This is a genomic window from Serratia sp. 22264, assembly GCF_052045345.1.
In the GTDB taxonomy this organism is placed as follows: domain Bacteria; phylum Pseudomonadota; class Gammaproteobacteria; order Enterobacterales; family Enterobacteriaceae; genus Serratia; species Serratia plymuthica.
The window spans coordinates 79,789-102,992 of sequence record NZ_JBQEOY010000002.1 but is presented as its reverse complement, the minus strand read 5'-3'; the positions used below and the strand labels follow the sequence as shown (position 1 = coordinate 102,992).

Here is a 23,204-nt window from a genome sequence, read left to right as displayed (position 1 = left end):
CTGCTACAGTTTATTACGCGTTGTCGCCAAACCAACAGATATTACGTGCGGCCATAATCAGCTCGCCGGCTTGCTCATCGCTAAGCCCTTCAATATCCGCCAGATCGTCAACACCCTGCTCGGCAAGATCTTCCAGCGTACAAACCCCACGCGCGGCCAGTTTAAAGGCCATGCTGCGCTCAAGACCCGGAAGGTTGAGCAAATCGTCAGCAGGTTTTTGGTCGCCCAGGCTCTCTTCTTGGGCCAGGGCAAGCGTGGTCAATGCAGCTTTGGCGCGATCGCGCAACGCTTCAACCATATCTTCATCCAGACCGTCAATTTCCAGCAGCTCTTTGATTGGCACGTAAGCCAACTCTTCCAGAGTAGAGAAGCCTTCTTCGACCAGTACGGTGGCGAAATCTTCGTCGATATCAAGATACTTGGTGAAGGTATCAATGGCGGCATGAGCTTCGGCCTGGTGCTTGGCCTGCAGATCGTCCGCCGTCATCACGTTCAGTTCCCAACGGTCATCGTCACGATGCTGTTTTAACAATTGGGAAGCCAAACGCACGTTTTGGCCATTACGGCCGATCGCCTGTGCCAGATTGCTGGCTTCGACGGCGATATCCATGGTGCAATTATCTTCATCAACCACGATCGAGGCAACGTCTGCCGGCGCCATGGCGTTGATGACGAACTGCGCAGGGTTATCATCCCACAGGATGATATCGATACGTTCGCCGCCGAGCTCGCTCGAAACGGCCTGAACGCGCGCACCGCGCATACCTACGCAAGCGCCGACCGGGTCGATGCGTTTGTCGTTGGTTTTCACAGCAATTTTTGCACGGGAGCCAGGATCACGGGCTGCCGCTTTAATTTCAATCACTTCTTCGCCGATTTCCGGCACTTCGATGCGGAACAGTTCTTTCAGCATCTCTGCGCTGGAACGGCTGACGAACAGCTGTGCGCCACGAGCTTCAGGACGGACGGCGTACAATATGCCGCGAATTCGGTCGCCCGGACGGAAGTTTTCGCGCGGCAGCATGTCTTCACGGCCAATGACCGCTTCTGCGTTGCTGCCCAGGTCCAGCGCAATGCTGTCACGGTTAACTTTCTTCACCACGCCGGTGACGATTTCACCTTCGTGCTGACGGAAAGCGTCGACGACCATGGCGCGTTCGGCTTCACGTACTTTCTGTACGATAACCTGTTTCGCGGTTTGGGTGGTGATGCGGTCAAAGGTCACAGATTCGATCTGATCTTCAATGTACCCGCCCAACTCGATACCCGGCTCTTCATACTGAGCGGCTTCCAGCGTGATTTCACGCGTTGGCTGGGTCACTTCATCTACGGCGACCCAACGACGGAAGGTATCGAAATCGCCGGTTTTGCGGTCAATGCTGACGCGAACCTCAATTTCCTGCTCGTATTTTTTCTTGGTTGCGGTGGCTAATGCGGTTTCCAACGCTTCGAAAATCTTCTCACGCGGAAGGGATTTTTCGTTGGAAACAGCTTCAACAACAGCCAGAATCTCTTTATTCATCCTAGTTGCCTCATCCAAACTTTAAAAGTGGGGTACCAGGTTCGCTTTCTGGATGTTGCTCAGCGCGAACACTTCATCTTTCCCTTCCACAGTAACCGTGATCATTTCGCCATCGACAGACTTGATAATGCCCTGCCATTTGCGACGGTTCTGTACGGCCATGCGCAGGACCAAGCTGACTTCTTCACCGAGGAAACGAGTATAGTGCTCAGCGGTGAACATCGGGCGATCAAGGCCAGGAGAGGAGACTTCCAAGTTGTAAGCGACTGTGATTGGCTCTTCGACGTCCAATACAGCGCTGACCTGGTGGCTGACATCAGCACAATCGTCAACATTGATGCCGTTTTCACTATCAATATAGATACGGAGCGTCGATTGGCGCGCACGAATAAATTCGATGCCTACAAGCTCAAAGCCCAACGCTTCTACCGGTGCCGAAAGCATCTCTGTTAATTTTTGCTCTAATGTGGACAAGCCCACCCCCAAGACATAAAAAAAGGGCCTAATAGCCCAGTGATTCTGTTGCCAAATAACAAAAAACCCCGAAAATTCGGGGCTTTATGCAACTGGACCCTGTTTGCCGCAAAGCGGCTTCGGTGCAACTTTCTAACAAGTGTCATTTTCAAATGTTGTTCGAGAAAAGCGGAATTCAATCGAAAAGTGTATTTGAAAATAAACACTTAAAGGAAAGTGGTTGCGGGGGCCGGATTTGAACCGACGACCTTCGGGTTATGAGCCCGACGAGCTACCAGGCTGCTCCACCCCGCGTCCGAAAACGTGGCAAATATTACGCCGATAATTGCAAAATTGCAAGTTATCTCTGGGATTTGGTACCGAGGATGGGACTCGAACCCACAAGCCCGTTAGGGCACTACCACCTCAAGGTAGCGTGTCTACCAATTCCACCACCTCGGTACTGATTCTTGCTGCTAACGGCTGTTATTTTATTGAGGTAACAACAACCGTTTTCAAACTCTGTGACTGCTTGCCGCTTACTGTGGGATATCGCTGCTCGGCTTGGTTGGTGCCGCCGGTGCGGTAGTCTGCTCAGATTTCACTGGCTGACCCAGGTTTTCCCACTCGCTGCCTTTCTTGCTCTGGTTGGTGCTCAGGTTGCCCAGGATCAAACTGATGACGAAGAACAATGCCGCCAGAATAGCCGTCATGCGGGTCATGAAGTTACCGGAACCACTCGAACCGAACAATGTGCCAGACGCACCTGCTCCGAATGAGGCTCCCATATCAGCGCCTTTACCTTGCTGCAGCATAATCAGAGCAACAAGCCCGATTGAGATCAGCAGGAAAATTACCAGAAGAGCTTCGTACATAGTTGTACCCGTATCCTTGCGGCTTCACCGCGTGCCAAATGCTTCACACCCCAAAGGCTTCTTTTCTATTAAGAAGTCGCAGGCGTTGTATCAAACTGCCCACTGAAGCGGGTGTGAATACTAACCAAAGCCGCTAACCCGCGCAAGGGCAATTTGCAGCAGCCGGCGTGTTTGCGGAAAAAAACGCCAATAAAATTCGCAGGCTGTGTTTTCCGGGGGCCCCAAACAGCCCCCGGCTCTCGGCAATCCGTTAACCGGCCGCCTTTACAGCATCGGCAATACGATGCGCCAGCGCGGTAACCTGCTGTTCATCCTCACCTTCCACCATCACGCGGATCAAGGGTTCGGTACCTGATTTACGCAAAAGAACGCGGCCACGGCCAGCCAACTCGGTTTCAACCTGCTCGGTGACTTTACGCACATCGTCAGACTCCAACGGGTTGTGCTCGCCGACAAAACGCACGTTAACCAGGATCTGCGGCAACAGTTTCATGCCACTGCACAGGTCGTGCAAACTCATGCTGTTACGCACTATCGCGGTCAGCACCTGCAGGCCGGCGATGATGCCGTCACCCGTTGTGGTTTTATCCAGCAGGATCACGTGGCCGGAGTTTTCTGCGCCAATGCGCCAGCCCAGTTCCTGTAGCTTCTCCAGTACGTAGCGGTCACCCACTTTTGCGCGGGCAAACGGGATACCAAGCTGCTTGAGCGCCAGTTCCAGGCCCATGTTGCTCATCAGCGTACCGACTGCGCCACCGCGCAACTGGCCCTGACGCAACCCCTCACGGGCGATGATGTACAGGATCTGGTCGCCATCCACTTTGTTGCCAAGGTGATCAACCATCATCACGCGGTCGCCGTCACCGTCAAACGCCAGACCGACGTGCGCTTTTTCCAGCAGTACGCGTTCTTGCAGTTGGCGAACGTCGGTCGCGCCGCATTTCTCATTGATGTTCATGCCATCCGGCTCAACGCCGATAGCAATCACCGTAGCGCCCAGCTCTCGCAACACGCTCGGTGCGATGTGGTAGGTCGCGCCGTTGGCGCAGTCCACCACGATTTTCAGGCCCTTCAGGCTCAGTTCGCTCGGGAAGGTGCCTTTGCAGAATTCGATGTAACGGCCGGCGGCATCGATAATCCGGCTCGCCTTACCCAACTCGGCAGACTCCACGCAGGTCAGCGGTTTTTCCATTTCGGCTTCAATGGCCTCTTCGACATGATCCGGCAGCTTGGCCCCATCAATGGAGAAGAATTTAATACCGTTGTCGTAGAATGGGTTATGTGATGCAGAGATCACGATACCGGCTTCGGCACGGAAGGTACGCGTCAGATAAGCCACCGCCGGCGTCGGCATCGGACCGGTGAAAGAAGCGGATAACCCCGCAGCGGCCAGGCCGGCCTCCAGCGCCGACTCCAGCATGTAGCCGGAAATGCGGGTATCTTTACCGATAATGATTTTGCGGGAGCCGTGACGTGCCAGTACCTTACCCGCAGCCCAGCCAAGTTTCAGCACGAAATCCGGGGTAATAGGGCTATCGCCGACTTTGCCACGAATGCCGTCGGTACCAAAATATTTGCGCTCGCTCATGTCTCTGTCATCCCTTAGCTGAAAGTGTTGCCTCGACGACACGCATCGCCTCGACGGTTTCTTTAACGTCATGCACTCTGACAATCTGTGCGCCCTGCATAGCGGCGATCACCGCACAGGCCACGCTGCCGATAACCCGCTGTTCAGGGGGGACATTCAGCAGCTGTCCAATCATCGACTTACGCGACATCCCTACCAACAGCGGCAGGCCAAAGTGATGAAACTCTGACAATCTGGCCAGCAGTTGATAATTGTGAGCCAAATTCTTACCGAAACCGAATCCCGGGTCGAGCAGCAATTTCTGATTTGTAATGCCGGCGGCATTGCAACGTTCGATATGCCGCTGGAAAAATGTATTCACATCGGCGATCAGGTCGTCATAATGCGGCGCCTGCTGCATGGTGCGCGGTTCGCCCTGCATGTGCATCAGGCACACCGGCAGCCCGCTTGCCACGGCAGCCTCCAGCGCCCCCGGCTCCTGCAGCGAGCGAACGTCATTGATCAGATGCGCACCCGCTTTAGCCGACTCGCGAATCACCCCCGCTTTCGAAGTATCCACCGAGATAAAGACTTCAAAACGCCGGGCAATTGCTTCCACCACAGGCACCACGCGTGCGATCTCCTCCTCTTCGCTGACCTCCGCGGCTCCCGGCCTGGTCGACTCTCCGCCCACGTCAATCATGGTCGCACCGGCTGAAATCAGCGCATGCGCATGCAACAACGCCTGATTCAAGGTGTTGTGACGGCCGCCGTCAGAGAAAGAATCCGGGGTTACATTGAGGATCCCCATCACCCGTGGATGGGAGAGATCGAGAGTCATGTCTCGCACGGTTAACTGCATCGCTAATTCACCTTACTGTCGCCTGGATCACTGCCCGCCGGGCAATAAAAAACCCCGGCATGCCGGGGTTCGATGTTATTACACAGCCGAAGTTACTTGTCTAGCTGTTCAGACAGGGTATTGCCTGGGTTTGGCGTGCGCGGCTCATCTACCGGCGTCGGGGCTTTTGGGGTGCCGCCGTTGTCGGAATTGCTGCCCTTGTTCACATCGTCCCAACCCGCTGGCGGACGCACGTCTTTACGGTTCATCAGATCGTCAATCTGTGGCGCATCGATGGTTTCATACTTCATCAAGGCATCCTTCATTGAATGCAGGATGTCCATGTTTTCCATCAACAACGCACGCGCACGGATATAGTTGCGTTCGATCAGGGATTTCACTTCCTGGTCGATGATGCGCGCAGTTTCGTCCGACATGTGTTTCGCTTTGGCCACGGAACGGCCCAGGAACACTTCGCCCTCTTCTTCCGCATACAGCAGCGGCCCCAGCTTCTCGGAGAAGCCCCATTGGGTCACCATGTTGCGGGCAATCGAGGTCGCCACTTTAATGTCGTTCGACGCACCGGTAGAGACTTTCTCTGGCCCGTAAATGATCTCTTCAGCCAGACGACCGCCGTACAGCGTAGAGATTTGGCTCTCCAGCTTCTGACGGCTGGCGCTGATTGCATCGCCTTCCGGCAGGAAGAAGGTAACACCCAACGCACGGCCACGCGGAATAATAGTGACCTTGTGCACCGGATCGTGCTCAGGAACCAGACGGCCGATAATGGCGTGGCCTGCTTCGTGATACGCGGTCGACTCTTTCTGCGCTTCGGTCATCACCATGGAGCGACGTTCCGCGCCCATCATGATTTTGTCTTTGGCTTTTTCGAACTCAACCATCGACACTACGCGTTTGTTGCCGCGGGCGGCAAACAGAGCCGCTTCGTTGACCAGGTTAGCCAGGTCCGCACCGGAGAAGCCCGGGGTACCACGTGCAAGCACAGAAGCATCAACGTCTGGCGCCAACGGCACGCGACGTGAATGCACCTTCAGGATTTGTTCACGGCCACGCACGTCCGGCAGACCCACCACGACCTGACGGTCGAAACGGCCTGGACGCAGCAACGCCGGGTCAAGCACGTCCGGACGGTTGGTCGCAGCGATGACGATAATGCCTTCGTTGCCTTCAAAGCCGTCCATCTCAACCAGCATCTGGTTCAGCGTCTGTTCACGTTCATCATGACCGCCACCCAGACCGGCGCCACGCTGACGACCGACGGCGTCGATTTCATCGATGAAGATGATGCACGGTGCCGCTTTCTTCGCTTGCTCGAACATATCGCGCACACGGGAAGCACCCACACCGACAAACATTTCCACGAAGTCGGAGCCGGAAATGGTGAAGAACGGCACTTTTGCTTCACCCGCGATGGCTTTCGCCAGCAGGGTTTTACCGGTCCCCGGCGGGCCAACCATCAGCACGCCTTTCGGGATCTTGCCGCCCAACTTCTGGAAGCGGCTCGGCTCGCGCAGGTATTCCACCAGTTCGCTCACTTCTTCTTTTGCTTCATCGCAACCGGCAACGTCGGCAAAAGTGGTTTTGATCTGGTCTTCCGTCAGCATACGGGCCTTGCTCTTGCCGAAGGACATCGCGCCCTTGCCGCCGCCGCCCTGCATCTGCCGCATGAAGAAGATCCAAACCCCAATCAGCAACAGCATCGGGAACCATGAAATGAAGATAGAAGCCAGCAAGCTCGGCTCTTCAGGCGGTTCACCAACAACTTTCACATTTTTCGTCAACAACGTATCAAGCAACTTAGGATCGTTGACAGGGATGTAGGTCGTGTATTTGTTACTGTCTTTCTTGGTAACGTTAATTTCACGTCCGTTGATTCGCGCTTCGCGAACCTGGTCCTGGGTCAGCTCGGACATGAAGGTAGAGTAATCCACCCTACGGCCATTCGACTCGCTGGGCCCAAAGCTCTGGAATACAGACATCAACACTACCGCGATGACTAACCAGAGAATTAGGTTTTTCGCCATGTCACTCAAGGGATTAACCTCATATTACAACTGTGTTAACAAACAGCGTTAGGGTACTACAGCTTGCGCCCTGTCGCTACAATGTACACTTCGCGCGAACGTGCGCGGGAAGCGTCTGGCTTACGAATCTTAACCTTCGTAAACAGGGAGCGAATTTCCCGTAGGTACTCGTCAAAGCCATCTCCCTGGAACACCTTCACCAGGAAACTTCCGCCTGGCGCGAGGACATCACGACACATTCCCAGTGCTAATTCCACCAGATACATCGATCTTGGAATATCGACGGCCGGAGTGCCACTCATATTCGGGGCCATGTCAGACATAACCACCTGAACCTTACTTTCACCTACACGTTCCAACAGAGCTTTAAGGACCAGTTCATCACGAAAATCGCCCTGAAGGAAATCGACACCAACGATAGGATCCATTGGCAAAATATCACAGGCGATGATACGACCGTTACCGCCGATCTGCGTTACTACATACTGCGACCAACCGCCCGGCGCTGCGCCTAAATCCACTACGGTCATGCCGGGTTTAAATAGCTTGTCACTTTGCTGTATTTCATCAAGTTTAAACCAGGCGCGCGAACGCAGCCCTTTTTTCTGCGCCTGTTGCACATATTTATCGCTAAAGTGTTCTTGTAACCAGCGACTGGAGCTAGCAGAACGCTTTTTATTAGCCATCTCGTTTTCCAACTATCATAAAAAGAGTCTTATGTCAGGTTCGCTGCTCACGTAGACTCACACCGGTGAAGACCGATTTGGTGATATACATGAGATGGCGGTAGAATGTACCGTTTTCAATCCCAACTTAAGCAAAAAAGACAATGAATCTGAATAATAAACAAAAACAGCACCTGAAAGGCTTGGCGCATCCGTTAAAACCGGTTGTCATGCTGGGTAATAACGGTCTCACCGAAGGGGTGCTGGCTGAAATTGAACAGGCTCTGGAACATCATGAGCTGATCAAGGTAAAAATCGCTGCTGAAGATCGCGAAACCAAAACCCTGATCGCCGACGCTATCGTGCGTGAAACGGGTGCCTGCAACGTACAAGTCATCGGCAGTACGCTTATTCTTTACCGCCCATCGAAAGAGCGCAAGATCAGTCTACCGCGTTAATAAGCATTGGGTTAACGAAAAGGTGCCATGCACCTGATTCAGATAAAAGGCCGCATGCGGCCTTTTTCCTTTCTTTACAAAACCCTGGCGATTTTCTGAGCGATTGGGCGTATATCAGAGATATTCAACCTTCAAGATCTCATAATCTACATCGCCGCCCGGGGTTTTAATGACGACCACATCGTCCTGCTCTTTACCGATCAAACCGCGTGCCATAGGTGAATTTACCGAAATCAGATTTTTCTTGAAGTCGGCCTCATCGTCACCCACGATTCGGTAAGTCACTTCTTCTTCGCTATCCAGATTCATCACCGAAACGGTGGAGCCAAAAATCACGCGGCCATTGTTTGGCATCTTGGTGATGTCGATCACTTGCGCGTTCGACAGTTTGGCTTCAATTTCCTGAATACGCCCTTCGCAAAAACCTTGCTGCTCACGAGCCGCATGGTACTCTGCGTTTTCTTTCAAATCGCCGTGTTCACGGGCAGTCGCGATGTCCGCAATGATTTTAGGACGGCGCACACCCTTCAGATATTCAAGCTCTTCGCGCAGTTTTTCAGCGCCAAACAAAGTCATCGGGATCTGTTTCATATAGTAAATACCTCTAAATCTTCCTGTTCAAATAGCCGTCGTCCTGACGTGTTCGAATGAAAAAACGGTGGGTGTATGCCCCCCGCCTCCAGGCGACAAACAAAAGAAGCCTGACTCGGGACATTCGCCCAAGTCAGGATCGATTTTGCATTTTGATACGCATTTTAGCGTAGAGTTCCTTGAGGGTCATCGTTTACTTTCTCCCTGAATGCACCGTAGTATGACGGCACGTTATCCAGCTGTTATCCCGAGATTATGCGTTTTTCACGAATTGTCAGTGCATTGGCTTGCGCATTTGTTCTGAATGCAAATGCGGCCCCGGTGGAAGATTACACACAATATTTGCCTGATGGGGCCAACCTTGCCCTGGTAGTTCAGAAGATCGGCGCCGATGCGCCGACCATCGATTATCATTCACAGCAAATGGCGTTACCGGCCAGTACCCAAAAGGTGCTGACGGCGCTGGCTGCCTTGTTGCAGCTCGGCCCCGACTATCGCTTCACCACCACGCTGGAAAGCCAGGGCGACATCAGTGACGGTGTGCTGCGCGGCAATCTGATCGCCCGCTTCAGCGGCGACCCGACCTTTAAACGCCAAAGCCTGCGTAATATGGTGGCGATCCTGAAAAAACAGGGCGTGCGCCAGATTACCGGCGACGTGCTGGTCGACACGTCGGTATTCGCCAGCCACGACAAGGCCCCAGGTTGGCCGTGGAACGATCTGACGCAGTGCTTTAGTGCACCGCCGGCAGCGGCGATCGTCGATCGCAACTGCTTCTCGGTATCGCTGTACAGTGCGCCAAACCCAGGCGATATGGCCTTTATACGCGTAGCCTCTTATTACCCGGTCAACATGTTCAGCCAGGTGCGAACATTGGCGAGAGGCTCTGCGGACGCCCAATACTGTGAGCTGGACGTGGTGCCGGGCGAACTGAACCGCTTTACCCTGACCGGCTGCCTGACCCAACGCAGCGATCCGCTGCCGCTGGCGTTCGCCATTCAGGATGGAGCCAGCTATGCCGGGGCTATCCTGAAAGATGAGCTGACGCAAGCCGGCATCCAGATAGATGGCCACCTGAAACGCCAGACTCAACCTGGCCTGGCCGGCACGGTGATTGCGCAGACGCAATCGGCACCGTTGCACGAATTGCTGAAAATCATGTTGAAGAAATCGGACAACATGATCGCCGATACCGTGTTCCGCACTATCGGCCATGAACGTTTCGGCGTTCCGGGTACCTGGCGCGCCGGCGCGGACGCCGTACGTCAGGTGCTGCGTCAAAAAGCCGGGGTCGATCTGGGCAACAGCATTGTGGTGGACGGCTCTGGCCTCTCGCGTCATAACCTGCTGGCCCCGGCGACCATGATGCAAGCGTTGCAATACATCGCGCAGCATGACAGCGAACTGAATTTTATTTCGATGCTGCCGCTGTCCGGCTACGACGGCACGCTGCGCTACCGTGGCGGGCTGCACGAAGCCGGTGTCGATGGCAAGGTTTCCGCCAAAACCGGCGCACTGCAGGGCGTGTATAACCTGGCGGGCTTTATCACCACCGCCAGCGGCCAACGTTTTGCTTTCGTGCAATACCTGTCGGGTTATGCCGTGCCGCCGGAAGATCAGAAACAGCGTCGCGCTCCTCTGGTGCGTTTCGAAAGCCGCTTGTACCGGGATATTTATCAGAATAACTGAGGGTCAGGATGAAACTGCTGATTGTTGAAGACGATGAGCTGTTGCAGCAAGGGCTGGCGCTGGCATTGGCCAACGAGGGTTATGCCTGCGACTGCGCCGCTACGGCGGCGCAAGCCAATGCGCTGCTCATTACCAGCCAATACAGCATGATCATCCTCGATCTCGGTCTGCCCGACCAGGACGGCGCCAGCCTGCTGCGGCAGTGGCGCCGTCAGCAAGTCGACTTGCCGGTGCTGATCCTCACCGCCCGCGACGCACTGGAAGACCGTGTCGACGGGCTGGACGCCGGTGCTGACGATTACCTGGTGAAGCCCTTCGCGCTGGTTGAGCTGCAGGCGCGGGTACGCGCCTTAATCCGCCGCTATCAGGGCCACAGCGACAACCTCATGCAACTGGACGATCTCCAGCTCAATCTTTCCAGCCAGCAGGTTTACGTTCAACAACAGCCGGTTGAAGTCACGCCAAAAGAGTTCGCCATCCTGTCTCGCCTTATGATGCGCGCCGGGCAAACGGTCAATCGTGAACTGCTGCAGCAGGACCTTTACACCTGGCAGGATGATTTAGGTTCCAACACGCTGGAAGTGCATATCCATAACCTGCGCCGCAAATTGGGCAAGGATCGCATCCGTACCGTCCGCGGTATCGGTTATCGCCTGGAATCCTCATCATGATCAGCATGCGCCGTCGTCTGTTGTTGATGCTGGCGCTGATCCTCCTGGTCACCCAGCTTATCAGCGCCTTTTGGTTGTGGCATGAAAGCCAGGAACAAATCAGCTTCCTGGTGGATGAAACGCTGTCGGCCAAGATCCGTACCGAGCGCGTCGACACCGAAATCGCCGAAGCGATAGCTTCGCTGCTCGCTCCTTCCCTGATCATGATGATCGTCACGCTGCTCGCCTCATTCTGGGCCATTAGCTGGATTATCCGCCCACTCAATCAGCTGCAACAACGGCTGGAAAAACGCTCCGCCGATAATCTGACCCCACTGCCGCTCAACAGCGACAGCCTGGAAATGAAAGCGGTCACCACGGCACTCAATCAGCTTTTCTCACGCCTGGACAACACCATCCAGCAAGAGCGGCTGTTCACCGCCGACGCGGCACATGAACTGCGCACGCCGTTGGCAGGGATCAGACTGCACCTGGAACTGATGGAAAAACAGGGTATTACACAAAGCAAACCGCTGATTACCCGCATTGACCAACTGATGCACACCGTCGAACAGCTGCTGATGCTGTCGCGCGCCGGGCAGGATTTTGCCAGCGGGCACTATCAACGTTTTGACTGGGTGAAAGATGTGATCCAGCCACTAAAGGATGAGCTTGAGGAGCTGGCCGCTCAACGCGAACAAAAGTTGCTTTGGCGACTCCCTGCGGAGGCGCAAATCCATGGCGATCCGGTGCTGTTGCGCCTCTTGCTGCGCAACCTGGTGGAGAATGCGCACCGCTACAGCCCCGAAGGCAGCCTCATTCAGGTTAAGCTTATACCGCAGGATCGCGGCCACCTGCTGCAGGTGATCGATGAAGGCCCAGGCGTTAAAGAAAAGATGGCGGGTGAACTCACCCAGGCGTTCCGCCGTATGGATCAGCGTTATGGCGGCAGTGGGCTAGGACTGAACATCGTAACCCGTATCGTGCAGTTGCATCAGGGGCACCTGACGCTGGAAAATCGGCAGGATGCCAGTGGGCTGAATGCCCAATGCTGGCTACCCAAAAACGTGCTGAACAAATAACGTCGATAAAAAAAGGCCCAGTATTGTGAACTGGGCCCTTCTCTTCGCAAGATTATTTCTGGTAAACGATCTCGACGCCTTCGTCGTCATCTTCGTCCCAGTCGTCATCCCAATCGTCATCCGCTTCGGCTTCCACTTCCGCGAGCTGTTCACGGTGGTAATCGTCCCACATGAACTCGACTTTCTCAGGTGCGCTTTCTTCGATCGCCATAGCTTTCGGTTGGCTGTTGATAAAGTTCATCACGTCCCAGCACAGCGCATTGACACCTTCGCGGTTGGCGGCGGAGATCATGTAGTACTTACCTTCCCAACCCATGTCCTCTGCGATAGCCTTGGCACGTTCGGCCGCTTCTTCCGCACCTACCAGGTCAACTTTGTTGAACACCAGCCAGCGTGGCTTCTGCGCCAGATTTTCGCTGTATTGGTTCAGCTCATTGATGATGACTTTGGCATTTTCTACCGGGTTGGATTCGTCGATCGGGGCGATATCCACCAGGTGCAACAGCACGCGGCAACGCTCCAGATGCTTCAGGAAACGGATACCCAGGCCGGCACCGTCGGATGCACCTTCAATCAGCCCCGGAATATCGGCAACCACAAAGCTCTGCTCGTGATCCATACGCACCACGCCGAGGCTTGGCACCAGAGTGGTAAACGGATAATCGGCAACCTTTGGCTTGGCGGCGGAAACCGCGCGGATAAAGGTCGACTTGCCGGCATTCGGCAGACCAAGCATGCCGACATCGGCCAGCAGCAGCAGCTCCAGCAAGATGTCGCGGGCTTCACCGGCAGTGCCCAGCGTCTTCTGACGCGGTGCACGGTTAACCGAGGATTTGAAACGGGTGTTGCCCAAACCGTGCCAACCGCCTTTAGCGACCATCAGTTGTTGGCCGTGGCGGGTCATGTCACCGAGGATCTCGCCAGTGCCCTGATCCTGCACGCGAGTACCGACCGGCACCTTGACGGTAATGTCTTTGCCACGCTTACCGGTACAGTCACGGCTCTGGCCATTCTGACCGCGTTCGGCACGGAAAGATTTCTCAAAGCGGTAGTCGATCAACGTATTGAGGTTTTCGTCCGCCAGCAGATAGACGTCACCGCCGTCACCGCCATCGCCGCCATCCGGCCCACCGTTCGGGATATACTTTTCGCGGCGGAAGCTGACACAACCATTACCACCGTCACCTGCAACGACCAAAATCGCTGCTTCATCTACAAACTTCATTTACCGTCTCCGTAAATCATTCACCGGGCTGCTTTAAAGGAGCAACCAGGTTGGTTTCTGCCCGTCGCGGCCACCACCGGTGACCAATTGCGGAAAACATGGCGCCCGCTACCACCACGAAAGCACCGATATAGCCGACGACATTCAATGCCGGGGCGGCGAATACGTGTGGCCAGGCCAGCGCCAATAAATCTGAAAACAGCAGGGTAAACAGCGGCGTCAGCGTGATTAACGCACTCACCTGCGCCGCCTGCCAGCGCGCCATGGCTTCCGCCAGTGCGCCATAGCCAATCAACGTGTTGGCGCCACAAAACAGCAGGCAGGCCAATTGCCAACCGCTGAGCTGGGAAATCAGCTCTGGCCGGGCCAGAGGGAACAGCGCCACTGCACATAAAGTGTACAACATTACCAGGATCTGCGGCGAGGCCAATCGGCGCAGCAATACTTTCTGCGCAACGCCATAAGTAACCCAAACCATCGCCGCACAGACGCCCAACAGCACCCCAAGGGTGTAATCCGTCAGGCGGGTGAAAATCTCAATCAGGCTGACATTGAAAAACAGCATCAGTCCACAGATCAACATTAGCGCGCCAATCACTTGGGTGATACGCATGCGTTCTTTTAAAATCAACACGCTGGCGAACATCATACCCACCGGCGACAGCTGGCCGATCACCTGCGATGCCGTCGGGCTGAGATACTGCAGCGAAGAACTGAAGAAGATAAAATTCCCCAACAGGCCCGCAGTGGCGACAGCCAGTATTAACAGCCAGCGCGGCTGACGGAACATTTTTACCGGGGGCAGCCTGCCGCGTATCGCCAGAATGGCCCCCAGGCCGAGTGCAGCAAGGGTAAATCGATACCAAACGATGGTAAATGGATCCATCACTACCAGCACTTCTTTCATCGCAATCGGCAACGCACCCCAGCAAATCGCCGTAGTCACCGCCAGAGAAATGCCAATTCCGACCTGCTGTTTCGTTTCCATCTTACCTTTGCCAACGCTGACGGGCCGGTACATAAGCAGCCCATAAATGTAAAAAGCCCCGCAACGAGTTGCGGGGCTTACATCTATTTAGTAAGGCTCGGAAAATTATTCAGCTTCGATGCTGATGAATTTACGATTGCTCGGGCCTTTAACTTCGAACTTGACTTTACCGTCTTTCAAAGCAAACAGAGTGTGGTCTTTGCCGCAACCCACGTTGGTACCAGCGTGGAATTTGGTGCCGCGCTGACGAACGATGATGCTGCCTGCCAGTACTGCTTCGCCGCCAAAGCGTTTTACGCCCAGACGTTTAGCTTCTGAATCGCGACCGTTACGAGTCGAGCCGCCAGCCTTTTTGTGTGCCATTAATCCGCTCTCCTAACTTAAGCGCTGATGCCGGTGATTTTAACGTCAGTGAACCACTGACGGTGGCCCTGCTGCTTACGGTGGTGCTTACGACGACGAAACTTAACAATCTTAATTTTCTCGCCACGACCGTGAGCAACGACTTCAGCTTTGATCTTACCGCCATCGACGAAAGGAACGCCGATTTTGATATCTTCGCCATTAGCGATCATCAGAATCTGGTCAAACTCAACCGCTTCACCAGTTGCGATGTCCAGCTTTTCCAAGCGAACGGTCTGACCTTCGCTTACTCGGTGTTGTTTACCACCACTTTGGAAAACCGCGTACATATAAAACTCCGCTTTCCGCGTGCCCAACTGTTTAGTACAGAGCGCGCTATAAATATTCACAATAGGGCGCGAATTCTACGCAATAATCCCGCATATGACAAGAGCAGAATAAGACCAGAAGCAGAAAAAAGAAGAAAAAAAGCACAGTTTCTTTCATGGCGTTTATCTGAGCCGTTTTTCAAGTACAATCAGGAGGACAGTTACCGCCATGTACCGATGTGAGCAGCGATCTCAACGCGGTGAAGAGAAACACAGCTGAAAAAAATACAATGAACCTAGAGCAAATTACCGAGTTAACCGCGCAAGATATGGCGGCCGTGAACGCAACAATTCTCGAACAGCTGAATTCCGATGTCACACTCATCAATCAGCTTGGCTATTACATTATCAGCGGTGGCGGTAAACGCATCCGCCCGATGATCGCCGTTCTGGCGGCGCGGGCATTGCATTATCAAGGTGATAAGCACATTACCGTCGCTGCGCTGATCGAATTCATTCATACCGCGACTCTGCTGCATGATGACGTGGTGGATGAATCCGACATGCGACGCGGCAAGGCTACCGCCAATGCCGCGTTCGGCAATGCTGCCAGCGTGCTGGTGGGCGACTTCATTTATACCCGCGCTTTCCAGATGATGACCAGCCTGGAGTCACTCCGCGTGCTGGCGCTGATGTCCGAAGCGGTCAACGTCATTGCTGAAGGTGAAGTGCTGCAGTTAATGAACGTGAACGATCCGGACATCACCGAAGAAAGCTATATGCGGGTAATCTACAGCAAAACCGCTCGTCTGTTTGAAGCGGCGGCGCAATCGTCGGCGATCCTTTCAGACGCCAGCGAAGCAGAAGAAAAAGCGCTGCAGGATTACGGCCGTTATCTCGGCACCGCTTTCCAGTTGATCGACGATCTGCTCGATTACAGCGCCGACGGCAGCACCCTGGGTAAAAATACCGGCGACGATCTGAACGAAGGGAAGCCCACACTGCCCTTGCTGCACGCCATGCGTAACGGCAACAGCGCGCAAACGGCCATGATCCGCGAAGCCATTGAGCAAGGCAGCGGCCGTCATCTGCTGGAACCTGTTTTACAGGCCATGCAACAGTGCGGTTCGCTTGAATATACCCGCCAACGCGCCGAAGAAGAAGCAGATAAGGCGATTGCCGCGCTGCAGGTTCTGCCGGAATCCCCTCATCGCTCCGCATTGGAAGGATTAGCGCACCTTGCGGTTCAGCGAGATTTTTGAGAAACAAAAAACTTAAGCAGTTTCTACAGACCCGCGGCGCGGGTCTGTTTCACTTCCCCTCCGTAATACGCGCCAGCAGGCTACCTATGCCTTCACGCATCAGGAACGCCAATACTTTGTCACGCTCGGTTTCCGTCAGGTGATAGTAATATTCAATCCATACTGCCAACGGATCCTTTCGCTCGATGTCATAAATAGCCGGATCTTCTTTCATCATCAGTAAGTTGCGCGTACCTGACGGTAAGCTGTCAATATGATATTCCAGCGCCTTTCCCTGCACGCCTTTACGCCGGCGGCTGATCCAGCCATCACGACGCGCCATCAAATTTATTCCCTGTGGTGAAGAGGGTAATCCTGCAATGCCTGTAAGTTCCTTGGCGGCAAACCACTCTTTTTTCATAGCCATGATCTCTGAGGAAAATGTGCAAAGATATTTTTTAGAAATTAATGAGATATTTTTTTGGAAATTTAGTGGTATTCTAGTTTCCGTATAAGCGTTTCATGTTGTTCAAACGATTAATCTTGACCTGTTAGTTATACCACTAACAGAACTTTCGCTAATCAAAAAAGGGAATGCAAACATGAATTCAAGGAACAAGGACTGGCACCCGGCGGATATCATTGCAGCTTTACGTAAGAAGGGAACGACACTGGCGGCGGTATCCCGCAAAGCGGGGCTTAGTTCATCAACACTGGCAAACGCGCTATCTCGGCCCTGGCCAAAAGGGGAATGGCTGATTGCCGAAGCGCTGGACATCCATCCTGCCGAGATCTGGCCAAGCCGCTATTTCGACCCGCACACCAACGACCTGCTGAATCGAAAAGCCCGTATCAGGTCATGATTCGGGCATAAAAAAACCGCCGGTGCGATGTCCGGCGGCTTGTGCATACTCATGCGTCCTGGGTTGATCAGTTATTGATAAACTTTTCGCCCAGTTCGATATCTTTATGCAGAACATCCAGCATCTCTTCCAACGCTTTCTGCTCGAACGCGCTCAGAGTACCGATGTCTTTACGTTCTTCTACGCCATTTTTGCCCAGCAGCAGTGGCTGTGCGAAGAAGCGGGCATATTTGCCGTCACCTTCCACATAAGCGCATTCCACCACGCCCGCTTCGCCTTGCAGCGCACGAACCAGAGACAGGCCGAAACGCGCCGCCGCCTGACCCATTGACAGAGTTGCGGACCCGCCGCCGGCTTTGGCTTCAACCACTTCAGTACCCGCATTCTGGATACGCTTGGTCAGATCCGCCACTTCCTGCTCGGTAAAGCTCACGCCCGGAATCTGTGACAACAGTGGCAGAATGGTCACGCCAGAATGCCCGCCGATAACCGGCACGTTCAGCTCTTCCGGCTGTTTGCCTTTCAGCTCAGCCACGAAGGTGTTGGAACGGATGATATCCAGCGAGGTCACGCCAAACAGTTTGTTTTTGTCGTAAACACCGGCTTTCTTCAGCACTTCTGCCGCGATTGCCACGGTGGTGTTTACCGGGTTGGTGATAATGCCGATACAGGCTTTCGGGCAGGTTGTTGCCACTTGCTGGATCAGATTACGCACGATGCCTGCGTTGACATTGAACAGATCTGAACGATCCATACCAGGTTTACGCGCAACGCCGGCAGAAATCAGCACTACGTCTGCACCATGCAGAGCCGGAGTAGCATCTTCGCCGCTGAAGCCTTTGATTTTAACTGCGGTAGGGATGTGGCTTAAGTCGACGGCAACGCCTGGGGTAACGGGGGCAATGTCGTAGAGAGAGAGTTCAGAACCTGAAGGAAGCTGGGTTTTGAGTAGAAGGGCGAGGGCCTGGCCGATACCGCCAGCAGCACCGAGAACTGCAACTTTCATCCTATACTCCTTTATTATCTTAAATATATAAAGCGCCGTGAATATGTTGGTTACGGACCTTAAATTATTACACCTTTAAAAACAATCTCTTAACAGTCTGTTTGAGAACTGGCGCAATAAAACAGCCGATGTCGCGCTCATTTTAAATTAAATGGCTTACACATTAAGGGCATAGCGCACATTAATCAAAAATAGTGCGAGGTTATTCACAAGCAAGTTAACCGGCGGTTACATTACACCCTTACACAACATCAGAACAACATCATTTTAATAACATTTTCTTTACCGCCACGGGCCGCTTTTTCGGTCGCTGAAAGGGCATATTCATGGGGTACGGATTTTGTTAAAATCCCGCCCTTTCCTCATTGTCCGGGCAGCATTGTTTTCTTCGGACGTCCTCTTATTGCATAAAAATTCATTTATATGCATAATAATCACTTCTATTGTCAACATTCCACGGTGCAAAATGCGTAATCCCGCAAAGCAGGAAGATCTGATCAAGGCGTTTAAAGCGTTATTGAAAGAAGAAAAATTCAGTTCTCAAGGCGAGATCGTTTTGGCGCTGCAAGAAGAAGGCTTCGAAAACATCAACCAATCCAAAGTATCGCGCATGCTGACCAAGTTCGGCGCGGTGCGTACCCGCAATGCAAAAATGGAAATGGTGTATTGCCTTCCAGCCGAGCTCGGCGTGCCGACCACCACCAGCCCACTGAAAAATTTGGTGCTGGATGTCGATCACAACGATGCCGTAGTGGTCATTCATACCAGCCCCGGCGCCGCACAGTTGATCGCCCGCCTGCTGGATTCCCTGGGTAAATCCGAAGGCATACTCGGCACCATCGCCGGTGACGACACCATTTTCGTTACCCCGGCCAGCAGCTTTACCGCTCGCCAGCTGTACGAAGCCATTCTGTCGCTGTTCGAACAAGAGTTATGATACTCAACGCTAACAAAATGCGGCTGACGGTCGCGTTTTGTTAGCGCTTCTTTAACTCTGTCTTTACCTTTCCCCCGCGCCCTACCACGTTTAAAACCTGATTTCCGCCTTGTTACGGCACATTCCAATGACATTTATATAAAGCCAGCGATAGCTGCTGCCCTTTTCCGCACATTTGGTCAAAAACACTTACCTTATTGAAATTACATAAATTTAACATCAAAAGAACGTTTTATGAGCGTTTTTTATTCCATATGGTTATTAAAAATAAGAGACGCCATAATAAAGTTTCACTAGAAACTGTTAGCTAGCTATTAATTTTTAGAGTTACTAGATGTATACTCATTTCCGTGACGTAAATCACAGTTCATTGGAACTGATAAAAGAATACGATAAGGTGAAATCATGAAGATTAAAGCTACAGTTGCAACTCTCAGCATCCTGTCTGTGCTTTCCTTTGGCGCATTTGCAGCACAATCCGTTGATGCAGATCAAGCAGCCAAACTGCAGTCCGCAGGCACCATTACCGTCAGCGGCGTAGCCGGCGCCCCTTCAGATATCCGTCAGGCGCTGTCTGAAAAAGCCGATGCCCGTGGCGCGACCGCTTACCGTGTGATCGAAGCGCGCAATGAAGGCAACTACCACGCCACGGCTGAAATTTATAAATAAGACCCCGGCATTACCCGGCAACGGGCAATATCTCTCTGGAAACCAGCATTGCCGATAACAGCTTTCAAGAATAATAAACGCTGTAAAGCCCTTCCTGGCTGTTATCGCTACAGGACACACGACCATGAACATGAAAGCTACCCTCGCGGCAATTAGCCTGATGTCAGCCCTTTCGTTCGGCGCTTCAGCCGCTACGTTGATCACCAATGACCAGGCCGCGGATCTTCAGTCTGTCGGCACCATTACCGCCAGTGGCGTCACAGGTGCACCTTCGGATATTCGTCAGGCGCTGTCCGACAAAGCCGATAAACAAGGCGCTAAAGCGTACCGCGTGATCGAAGCCTACGAAAACGGCAACTGGCACGCGACTGCCGAAATCTACAAATAACAATTCAGAGAACGCGATTGCCGAACTGATTACCCTCGTCACTGCCACTGCCGAGTTCTGTCGTAAACGCGAATTCTCTGAAGTTTATCGTCGTCCTATCCGACGAACCCCGTTGCCCTCGCTCGCGAGGGCTTTTTTATAGGCGAAAAAAAGGGCCGCAAACGGCCCTTTCTCGAATCAACCCTGTCGATCAGTAGGTGACTTTCGGCTCTGGCTTGTTGGCCAGTGCCTCCAGCAGCCGATCGTGGATCCCGCCGAACCCACCGTTGCTCATCACCAGGATATGGTCACCCGGCTGGGCGGTTCTCACAATCATGTCCACCAAGGTGCCGAGATCGGCACTCCAGTGGGCCGGCTGCACGCAGGCTTCCGCCACTTCCGCCACCTGCCAGGGAATATGGTGCGGCTGGAACAGGAATACCTCATCGGCACGGCCAAGCGATGGCGCCAAATCGTTCTTGCTGATACCCATTTTCATGGTATTGGAGCGTGGTTCAAGCACCGCCAGAATACGGGCGGTGCCGCCCACTTTACCGCGCAGAGCGGCCAGGGTCGCCAGGATCGCCGTTGGGTGATGCGCAAAATCGTCATACACCGTGACGCCATTGGCTTCACCGCGCAACTCCAGGCGGCGACGGGCATTGATGAAATCGCCGAGCACGGCGCAGGCGTCCGCAGGCTGCACGCCAACGTGACGTGCGGCAGCAATCGCCATCAGGCCATTATGCATATTGTGTTCGCCCACCAGCGCCCATTTCACCTCGCCCGCTTTTTCGCCATCGAGGAACACTTCATAGTGGCTGGCGTCCGGCGTCAGCTTGTGCGCCCGCCATGCGCCTTCTTCCCCGACCAACTCCTGCTCGCTCCAACAGCCCATCGCCATCACCTGTTTCAGGTGGTTGTCGTTATCAGGCAAAATGATCTTGCCCTTGCCCGGCACCAGACGCACCAGATGATGGAACTGCTTCTGGATCGCTTTCAGATCGTCGAAAATATCAGCATGATCAAACTCCAGATTGTTCATGATCAGCGTACGCGGGCTGTAATGAACAAACTTGGAGCGTTTGTCGAAGAACGCACAGTCGTACTCATCGGCCTCGATCACAAAGAACGGGCTGCCGCCCAAGCGTGCGGAAACGTCGAAGTTCCCCGGCACGCCACCGATGACAAAACCGGGCTGATAACCACAGGCTTCCAGGATCCAGGTTGCCATGCCGGCGGTGGTGGTCTTGCCGTGGGTCCCGGCAACCGCTAACACCCAGCGATCGCGCAGTACATAGTCATGCAGCCACTGCGGGCCGGAAACGTATGGGATGCCTTGCTCCAGCACCGCTTCCACGCACGGGTTGCCGCGCGTCATGGCGTTGCCGATGATCACCAGATCCGGCACGGGATCCAACTGAGCCGGATCGTAACCCTGGATCAGGTCGATCCCCTCTTTCTCCAGCAGCGTGCTCATCGGCGGATAGACATTAGCGTCAGAGCCGGTCACCTCATGTCCCAACGAACGAGCCAGTACCGCCAGCCCGCCCATAAAGGTGCCACAGATCCCAAGAATGTGAATGCGCATAGTTTTCTCAATTGAGTACGTCGAATGTTACCTTATTCTACCGCTCAGAATCGTCCAGAAGAAATGGATTTGCCTATGAATAGCGCTCATCTTTGGGCTACACTGCTCGCGAATACGTTGGCGGTTTGTTAACAAACCGCTACCCATCCGTAGATTCAGGGATTGTGTCATGAAAACGTTAGGCGAATTTATCGTCGAGAAACAGCACGACTTCTCTCACGCCACCGGCGAGCTGACAGCGTTACTTTCTGCAATTAAACTGGGCGCCAAAATCATCCACCGCGACATCAACAAAGCGGGTCTGGTTGATATCCTCGGTACCAGCGGCATTTCCAACGTACAGGGTGAAGTCCAGATGAAACTGGACCTGTTCGCCAACGAAAAGCTGAAAGCTGCGTTGAAAGCGCGCGGTGAAGTTGCGGGTATCGCTTCTGAAGAAGAAGATGAAATCGTGATTTTCGATGGCGAGCGGGCTGAAAATGGCAAGTATGTGGTGTTGATGGATCCGTTGGACGGTTCGTCCAACATTGATGTCAATGTCTCGGTCGGTACTATTTTCTCTATCTATCGTCGCATCACCCCGGTCGGCACTCCCGTGACCGAAGAAGATTTCCTGCAGCCAGGCAGCGCCCAGGTTGCAGCCGGCTACGTGGTTTATGGTTCATCCACCATGCTGGTGTACACCACCGGTTATGGCGTGCATGCCTTTACTTACGATCCGTCTCTGGGCGTGTTCTGTCTCTCCCATGAGAAAGTGCGTTATCCTGCCACCGGCAATATGTATTCGATCAACGAAGGCAACTACATCAAGTTCCCTCGCGGCGTGAAGAAATACATCAAGTATTGCCAGGAGCAGGACGAAGCGACACAACGCCCTTACACCTCACGCTACATTGGTTCACTGGTTGCCGACTTCCACCGCAACCTGCTGAAAGGCGGCATCTACATTTATCCAAGCACCGCCAGCCACCCGCAAGGCAAGCTGCGCCTGCTGTATGAATGCAACCCGATGGCGTTCCTGGCGGAACAGGCCGGCGGTAAAGCCAGCGACGGTAAAAACCGTATTCTGGACATTACCCCGGTGAAACTGCACCAGCGTGCGCCGTTCTTCGTCGGCACCAAATCCATGGTTGAAGACGCCGAGCGCTTTATCGCCGAAAACCCGGACGAGTAAAGCCTCTCTTCAGGGGGCGGCATGCCGCCCCCTG

At 53.8% G+C, this 23,204-nt stretch carries 25 protein-coding genes and 2 tRNA genes; 10 read left to right on the top strand and 17 right to left on the bottom strand.

All coding sequences use genetic code 11. From position 1 onward, the window contains the following. Positions 1–13: 13 nt before the first annotated feature. From nusA to rlmE, 9 genes are all read right to left on the bottom strand, one after another. Positions 14–1,522 (bottom strand): transcription termination factor NusA, encoded by a 1,509-nt coding sequence (nusA, locus tag ACTJJ1_RS11430; RefSeq protein ID WP_004952855.1) that lies wholly within the window; start codon positions 1,520–1,522, stop codon positions 14–16. 21 nt (positions 1,523–1,543) lie between these two features. After that, on the bottom strand, positions 1,544–1,996 hold the full coding sequence (gene rimP, locus ACTJJ1_RS11425) for a ribosome maturation factor RimP (protein ID WP_004952852.1): 453 nt from the start codon (positions 1,994–1,996) through the stop codon (positions 1,544–1,546). Between the two features lie 217 nt (positions 1,997–2,213). After that, positions 2,214–2,290 (bottom strand) — tRNA-Met (locus tag ACTJJ1_RS11420). 60 nt (positions 2,291–2,350) lie between these two features. After that, a tRNA-Leu gene (locus tag ACTJJ1_RS11415) sits at positions 2,351–2,437 on the bottom strand. Between the two features lie 77 nt (positions 2,438–2,514). After that, positions 2,515–2,850, bottom strand: coding sequence for a preprotein translocase subunit SecG (gene secG / locus ACTJJ1_RS11410; protein ID WP_004952849.1), 336 nt, complete (start codon positions 2,848–2,850; stop codon positions 2,515–2,517). 250 nt (positions 2,851–3,100) lie between these two features. Beyond that, a complete protein-coding gene (glmM, locus tag ACTJJ1_RS11405) occupies positions 3,101–4,438 on the bottom strand; it encodes a phosphoglucosamine mutase (protein WP_004952846.1) in 1,338 nt (445 codons plus the stop codon). Positions 4,439–4,445: 7 nt separating this feature from the next. After that, positions 4,446–5,279 (bottom strand): dihydropteroate synthase, encoded by an 834-nt coding sequence (gene folP / locus ACTJJ1_RS11400; protein ID WP_004952843.1) that lies wholly within the window; start codon positions 5,277–5,279, stop codon positions 4,446–4,448. A 92-nt stretch (positions 5,280–5,371) separates the two neighbouring features. After that, positions 5,372–7,303 (bottom strand): ATP-dependent zinc metalloprotease FtsH, encoded by a 1,932-nt coding sequence (gene ftsH / locus ACTJJ1_RS11395; RefSeq protein WP_037430164.1) that lies wholly within the window; start codon positions 7,301–7,303, stop codon positions 5,372–5,374. A 56-nt stretch (positions 7,304–7,359) separates the two neighbouring features. Further along, entirely contained in the window at positions 7,360–7,989 is a 630-nt protein-coding gene (rlmE, locus tag ACTJJ1_RS11390) for a 23S rRNA (uridine(2552)-2'-O)-methyltransferase RlmE (protein ID WP_004952836.1), read from the bottom strand. A 143-nt stretch (positions 7,990–8,132) separates the two neighbouring features. On the opposite strand from rlmE, the gene yhbY reads away from it, so the two are divergent. Beyond that, positions 8,133–8,426, top strand: coding sequence for a ribosome assembly RNA-binding protein YhbY (gene yhbY / locus ACTJJ1_RS11385; protein WP_004933536.1), 294 nt, complete (start codon positions 8,133–8,135; stop codon positions 8,424–8,426). A 114-nt stretch (positions 8,427–8,540) separates the two neighbouring features. Here yhbY and greA read toward each other — a convergent pair whose 3' ends face one another. Beyond that, positions 8,541–9,017: a transcription elongation factor GreA gene (greA, locus tag ACTJJ1_RS11380; RefSeq protein WP_004952832.1), complete on the bottom strand. Its 477-nt coding sequence runs from the start codon at positions 9,015–9,017 to the stop codon at positions 8,541–8,543. Positions 9,018–9,272: 255 nt separating this feature from the next. Here greA and dacB point away from each other — a divergent pair, with 255 nt between their 5' ends. The 3 genes from dacB to pmrB are packed head-to-tail and all read left to right on the top strand — an operon-like array spanning position 9,273 to position 12,438. Then, entirely contained in the window at positions 9,273–10,706 is a 1,434-nt protein-coding gene (dacB, locus tag ACTJJ1_RS11375) for a serine-type D-Ala-D-Ala carboxypeptidase (RefSeq protein ID WP_004952830.1), read from the top strand. An 8-nt stretch (positions 10,707–10,714) separates the two neighbouring features. Beyond that, positions 10,715–11,377: a two-component system response regulator PmrA gene (gene pmrA, locus ACTJJ1_RS11370; RefSeq protein WP_004952828.1), complete on the top strand. Its 663-nt coding sequence runs from the start codon at positions 10,715–10,717 to the stop codon at positions 11,375–11,377. Continuing rightward, on the top strand, positions 11,374–12,438 hold the full coding sequence (gene pmrB, locus ACTJJ1_RS11365) for a two-component system sensor histidine kinase PmrB (protein WP_440833717.1): 1,065 nt from the start codon (positions 11,374–11,376) through the stop codon (positions 12,436–12,438). Before pmrA ends, pmrB begins: the two co-directional genes overlap by 4 nt. A 52-nt stretch (positions 12,439–12,490) precedes the next feature. Here pmrB and cgtA read toward each other — a convergent pair whose 3' ends face one another. The 4 genes from cgtA to rplU form a co-directional block, all read right to left on the bottom strand. Further along, positions 12,491–13,663: an Obg family GTPase CgtA gene (gene cgtA / locus ACTJJ1_RS11360; RefSeq protein ID WP_004952823.1), complete on the bottom strand. Its 1,173-nt coding sequence runs from the start codon at positions 13,661–13,663 to the stop codon at positions 12,491–12,493. Positions 13,664–13,679: 16 nt separating this feature from the next. Beyond that, a complete protein-coding gene (locus ACTJJ1_RS11355; protein ID WP_041417291.1) occupies positions 13,680–14,651 on the bottom strand; it encodes a DMT family transporter in 972 nt (323 codons plus the stop codon). 105 nt (positions 14,652–14,756) lie between these two features. Continuing rightward, positions 14,757–15,014: a 50S ribosomal protein L27 gene (gene rpmA, locus ACTJJ1_RS11350; protein ID WP_004933559.1), complete on the bottom strand. Its 258-nt coding sequence runs from the start codon at positions 15,012–15,014 to the stop codon at positions 14,757–14,759. 17 nt (positions 15,015–15,031) lie between these two features. Further along, a complete protein-coding gene (gene rplU, locus ACTJJ1_RS11345; protein WP_004933561.1) occupies positions 15,032–15,343 on the bottom strand; it encodes a 50S ribosomal protein L21 in 312 nt (103 codons plus the stop codon). Between the two features lie 269 nt (positions 15,344–15,612). On the opposite strand from rplU, the gene ispB reads away from it, so the two are divergent. Next, the gene (gene ispB, locus ACTJJ1_RS11340) at positions 15,613–16,584 is read left to right on the top strand and encodes an octaprenyl diphosphate synthase (RefSeq protein ID WP_346826814.1); all 972 of its coding nucleotides are present in this window, start codon (positions 15,613–15,615) and stop codon (positions 16,582–16,584) included. Between the two features lie 49 nt (positions 16,585–16,633). Here ispB and ACTJJ1_RS11335 read toward each other — a convergent pair whose 3' ends face one another. After that, on the bottom strand, positions 16,634–16,984 hold the full coding sequence (locus ACTJJ1_RS11335; RefSeq protein ID WP_013811267.1) for a DNA-binding protein: 351 nt from the start codon (positions 16,982–16,984) through the stop codon (positions 16,634–16,636). A 181-nt stretch (positions 16,985–17,165) separates the two neighbouring features. On the opposite strand from ACTJJ1_RS11335, the gene ACTJJ1_RS11330 reads away from it, so the two are divergent. Continuing rightward, positions 17,166–17,426, top strand: a complete 261-nt coding sequence (locus tag ACTJJ1_RS11330) for a helix-turn-helix domain-containing protein (protein ID WP_004952809.1) — start codon at positions 17,166–17,168, stop codon at positions 17,424–17,426. 67 nt (positions 17,427–17,493) lie between these two features. Here the strand turns inward: ACTJJ1_RS11330 and mdh are convergent, their stop codons facing one another. After that, positions 17,494–18,432: a malate dehydrogenase gene (gene mdh / locus ACTJJ1_RS11325; RefSeq protein WP_004952806.1), complete on the bottom strand. Its 939-nt coding sequence runs from the start codon at positions 18,430–18,432 to the stop codon at positions 17,494–17,496. A gap of 466 nt (positions 18,433–18,898) precedes the next feature. Here mdh and argR point away from each other — a divergent pair, with 466 nt between their 5' ends. From argR to yhcN (ACTJJ1_RS11310), 3 genes are all read left to right on the top strand, one after another. Next, positions 18,899–19,369, top strand: a complete 471-nt coding sequence (argR, locus tag ACTJJ1_RS11320) for a transcriptional regulator ArgR (RefSeq protein ID WP_004952803.1) — start codon at positions 18,899–18,901, stop codon at positions 19,367–19,369. 405 nt (positions 19,370–19,774) lie between these two features. Continuing rightward, entirely contained in the window at positions 19,775–20,038 is a 264-nt protein-coding gene (gene yhcN, locus ACTJJ1_RS11315) for a peroxide/acid stress response protein YhcN (RefSeq protein WP_440833712.1), read from the top strand. Positions 20,039–20,162: 124 nt separating this feature from the next. Continuing rightward, the gene (yhcN, locus tag ACTJJ1_RS11310) at positions 20,163–20,426 is read left to right on the top strand and encodes a peroxide/acid stress response protein YhcN (RefSeq protein ID WP_006317488.1); all 264 of its coding nucleotides are present in this window, start codon (positions 20,163–20,165) and stop codon (positions 20,424–20,426) included. 190 nt (positions 20,427–20,616) lie between these two features. Here the strand turns inward: yhcN (ACTJJ1_RS11310) and mpl are convergent, their stop codons facing one another. Next, on the bottom strand, positions 20,617–21,996 hold the full coding sequence (gene mpl, locus ACTJJ1_RS11305) for a UDP-N-acetylmuramate:L-alanyl-gamma-D-glutamyl-meso-diaminopimelate ligase (protein WP_004952794.1): 1,380 nt from the start codon (positions 21,994–21,996) through the stop codon (positions 20,617–20,619). A gap of 169 nt (positions 21,997–22,165) precedes the next feature. Between mpl and fbp the strand changes: the two genes are divergently transcribed. Further along, complete coding sequence (fbp, locus tag ACTJJ1_RS11300) at positions 22,166–23,170, top strand: class 1 fructose-bisphosphatase (RefSeq protein WP_004952791.1); 1,005 nt, start codon at positions 22,166–22,168, stop codon at positions 23,168–23,170. Positions 23,171–23,204: the final 34 nt, after the last annotated feature.

Excerpts from the sequence above, each read along its gene's own strand:
- pmrB (WP_440833717.1), top strand. The coding sequence starts at position 11,374 with ATGATCAGCATGCGCCGTCGTCTGTTGTTGATGCTGGCGCTGATCCTC.
- ACTJJ1_RS11330 (WP_004952809.1), top strand. The coding sequence starts at position 17,166 with ATGAATTCAAGGAACAAGGACTGGCACCCGGCGGATATCATTGCAGCT.
- rpmA (WP_004933559.1), bottom strand. The coding sequence starts at position 15,014 with ATGGCACACAAAAAGGCTGGCGGCTCGACTCGTAACGGTCGCGATTCA.
- yhcN (WP_006317488.1), top strand. The coding sequence starts at position 20,163 with ATGAACATGAAAGCTACCCTCGCGGCAATTAGCCTGATGTCAGCCCTT.
- ispB (WP_346826814.1), top strand. The coding sequence starts at position 15,613 with ATGAACCTAGAGCAAATTACCGAGTTAACCGCGCAAGATATGGCGGCC.
- yhcN (WP_440833712.1), top strand. The coding sequence starts at position 19,775 with ATGAAGATTAAAGCTACAGTTGCAACTCTCAGCATCCTGTCTGTGCTT.
- cgtA (WP_004952823.1), bottom strand. The coding sequence starts at position 13,663 with ATGAAGTTTGTAGATGAAGCAGCGATTTTGGTCGTTGCAGGTGACGGT.
- nusA (WP_004952855.1), bottom strand. The coding sequence starts at position 1,522 with ATGAATAAAGAGATTCTGGCTGTTGTTGAAGCTGTTTCCAACGAAAAA.
- mpl (WP_004952794.1), bottom strand. The coding sequence starts at position 21,996 with ATGCGCATTCACATTCTTGGGATCTGTGGCACCTTTATGGGCGGGCTG.
- mdh (WP_004952806.1), bottom strand. The coding sequence starts at position 18,432 with ATGAAAGTTGCAGTTCTCGGTGCTGCTGGCGGTATCGGCCAGGCCCTC.
- ACTJJ1_RS11355 (WP_041417291.1), bottom strand. The coding sequence starts at position 14,651 with ATGGAAACGAAACAGCAGGTCGGAATTGGCATTTCTCTGGCGGTGACT.
- greA (WP_004952832.1), bottom strand. The coding sequence starts at position 9,017 with ATGAAACAGATCCCGATGACTTTGTTTGGCGCTGAAAAACTGCGCGAA.
- ACTJJ1_RS11335 (WP_013811267.1), bottom strand. The coding sequence starts at position 16,984 with ATGAAAAAAGAGTGGTTTGCCGCCAAGGAACTTACAGGCATTGCAGGA.
- folP (WP_004952843.1), bottom strand. The coding sequence starts at position 5,279 with ATGCAGTTAACCGTGCGAGACATGACTCTCGATCTCTCCCATCCACGG.
- rlmE (WP_004952836.1), bottom strand. The coding sequence starts at position 7,989 with ATGGCTAATAAAAAGCGTTCTGCTAGCTCCAGTCGCTGGTTACAAGAA.
- glmM (WP_004952846.1), bottom strand. The coding sequence starts at position 4,438 with ATGAGCGAGCGCAAATATTTTGGTACCGACGGCATTCGTGGCAAAGTC.
- secG (WP_004952849.1), bottom strand. The coding sequence starts at position 2,850 with ATGTACGAAGCTCTTCTGGTAATTTTCCTGCTGATCTCAATCGGGCTT.
- rplU (WP_004933561.1), bottom strand. The coding sequence starts at position 15,343 with ATGTACGCGGTTTTCCAAAGTGGTGGTAAACAACACCGAGTAAGCGAA.
- argR (WP_004952803.1), top strand. The coding sequence starts at position 18,899 with ATGCGTAATCCCGCAAAGCAGGAAGATCTGATCAAGGCGTTTAAAGCG.
- fbp (WP_004952791.1), top strand. The coding sequence starts at position 22,166 with ATGAAAACGTTAGGCGAATTTATCGTCGAGAAACAGCACGACTTCTCT.
- pmrA (WP_004952828.1), top strand. The coding sequence starts at position 10,715 with ATGAAACTGCTGATTGTTGAAGACGATGAGCTGTTGCAGCAAGGGCTG.
- yhbY (WP_004933536.1), top strand. The coding sequence starts at position 8,133 with ATGAATCTGAATAATAAACAAAAACAGCACCTGAAAGGCTTGGCGCAT.
- ftsH (WP_037430164.1), bottom strand. The coding sequence starts at position 7,303 with ATGGCGAAAAACCTAATTCTCTGGTTAGTCATCGCGGTAGTGTTGATG.
- dacB (WP_004952830.1), top strand. The coding sequence starts at position 9,273 with ATGCGTTTTTCACGAATTGTCAGTGCATTGGCTTGCGCATTTGTTCTG.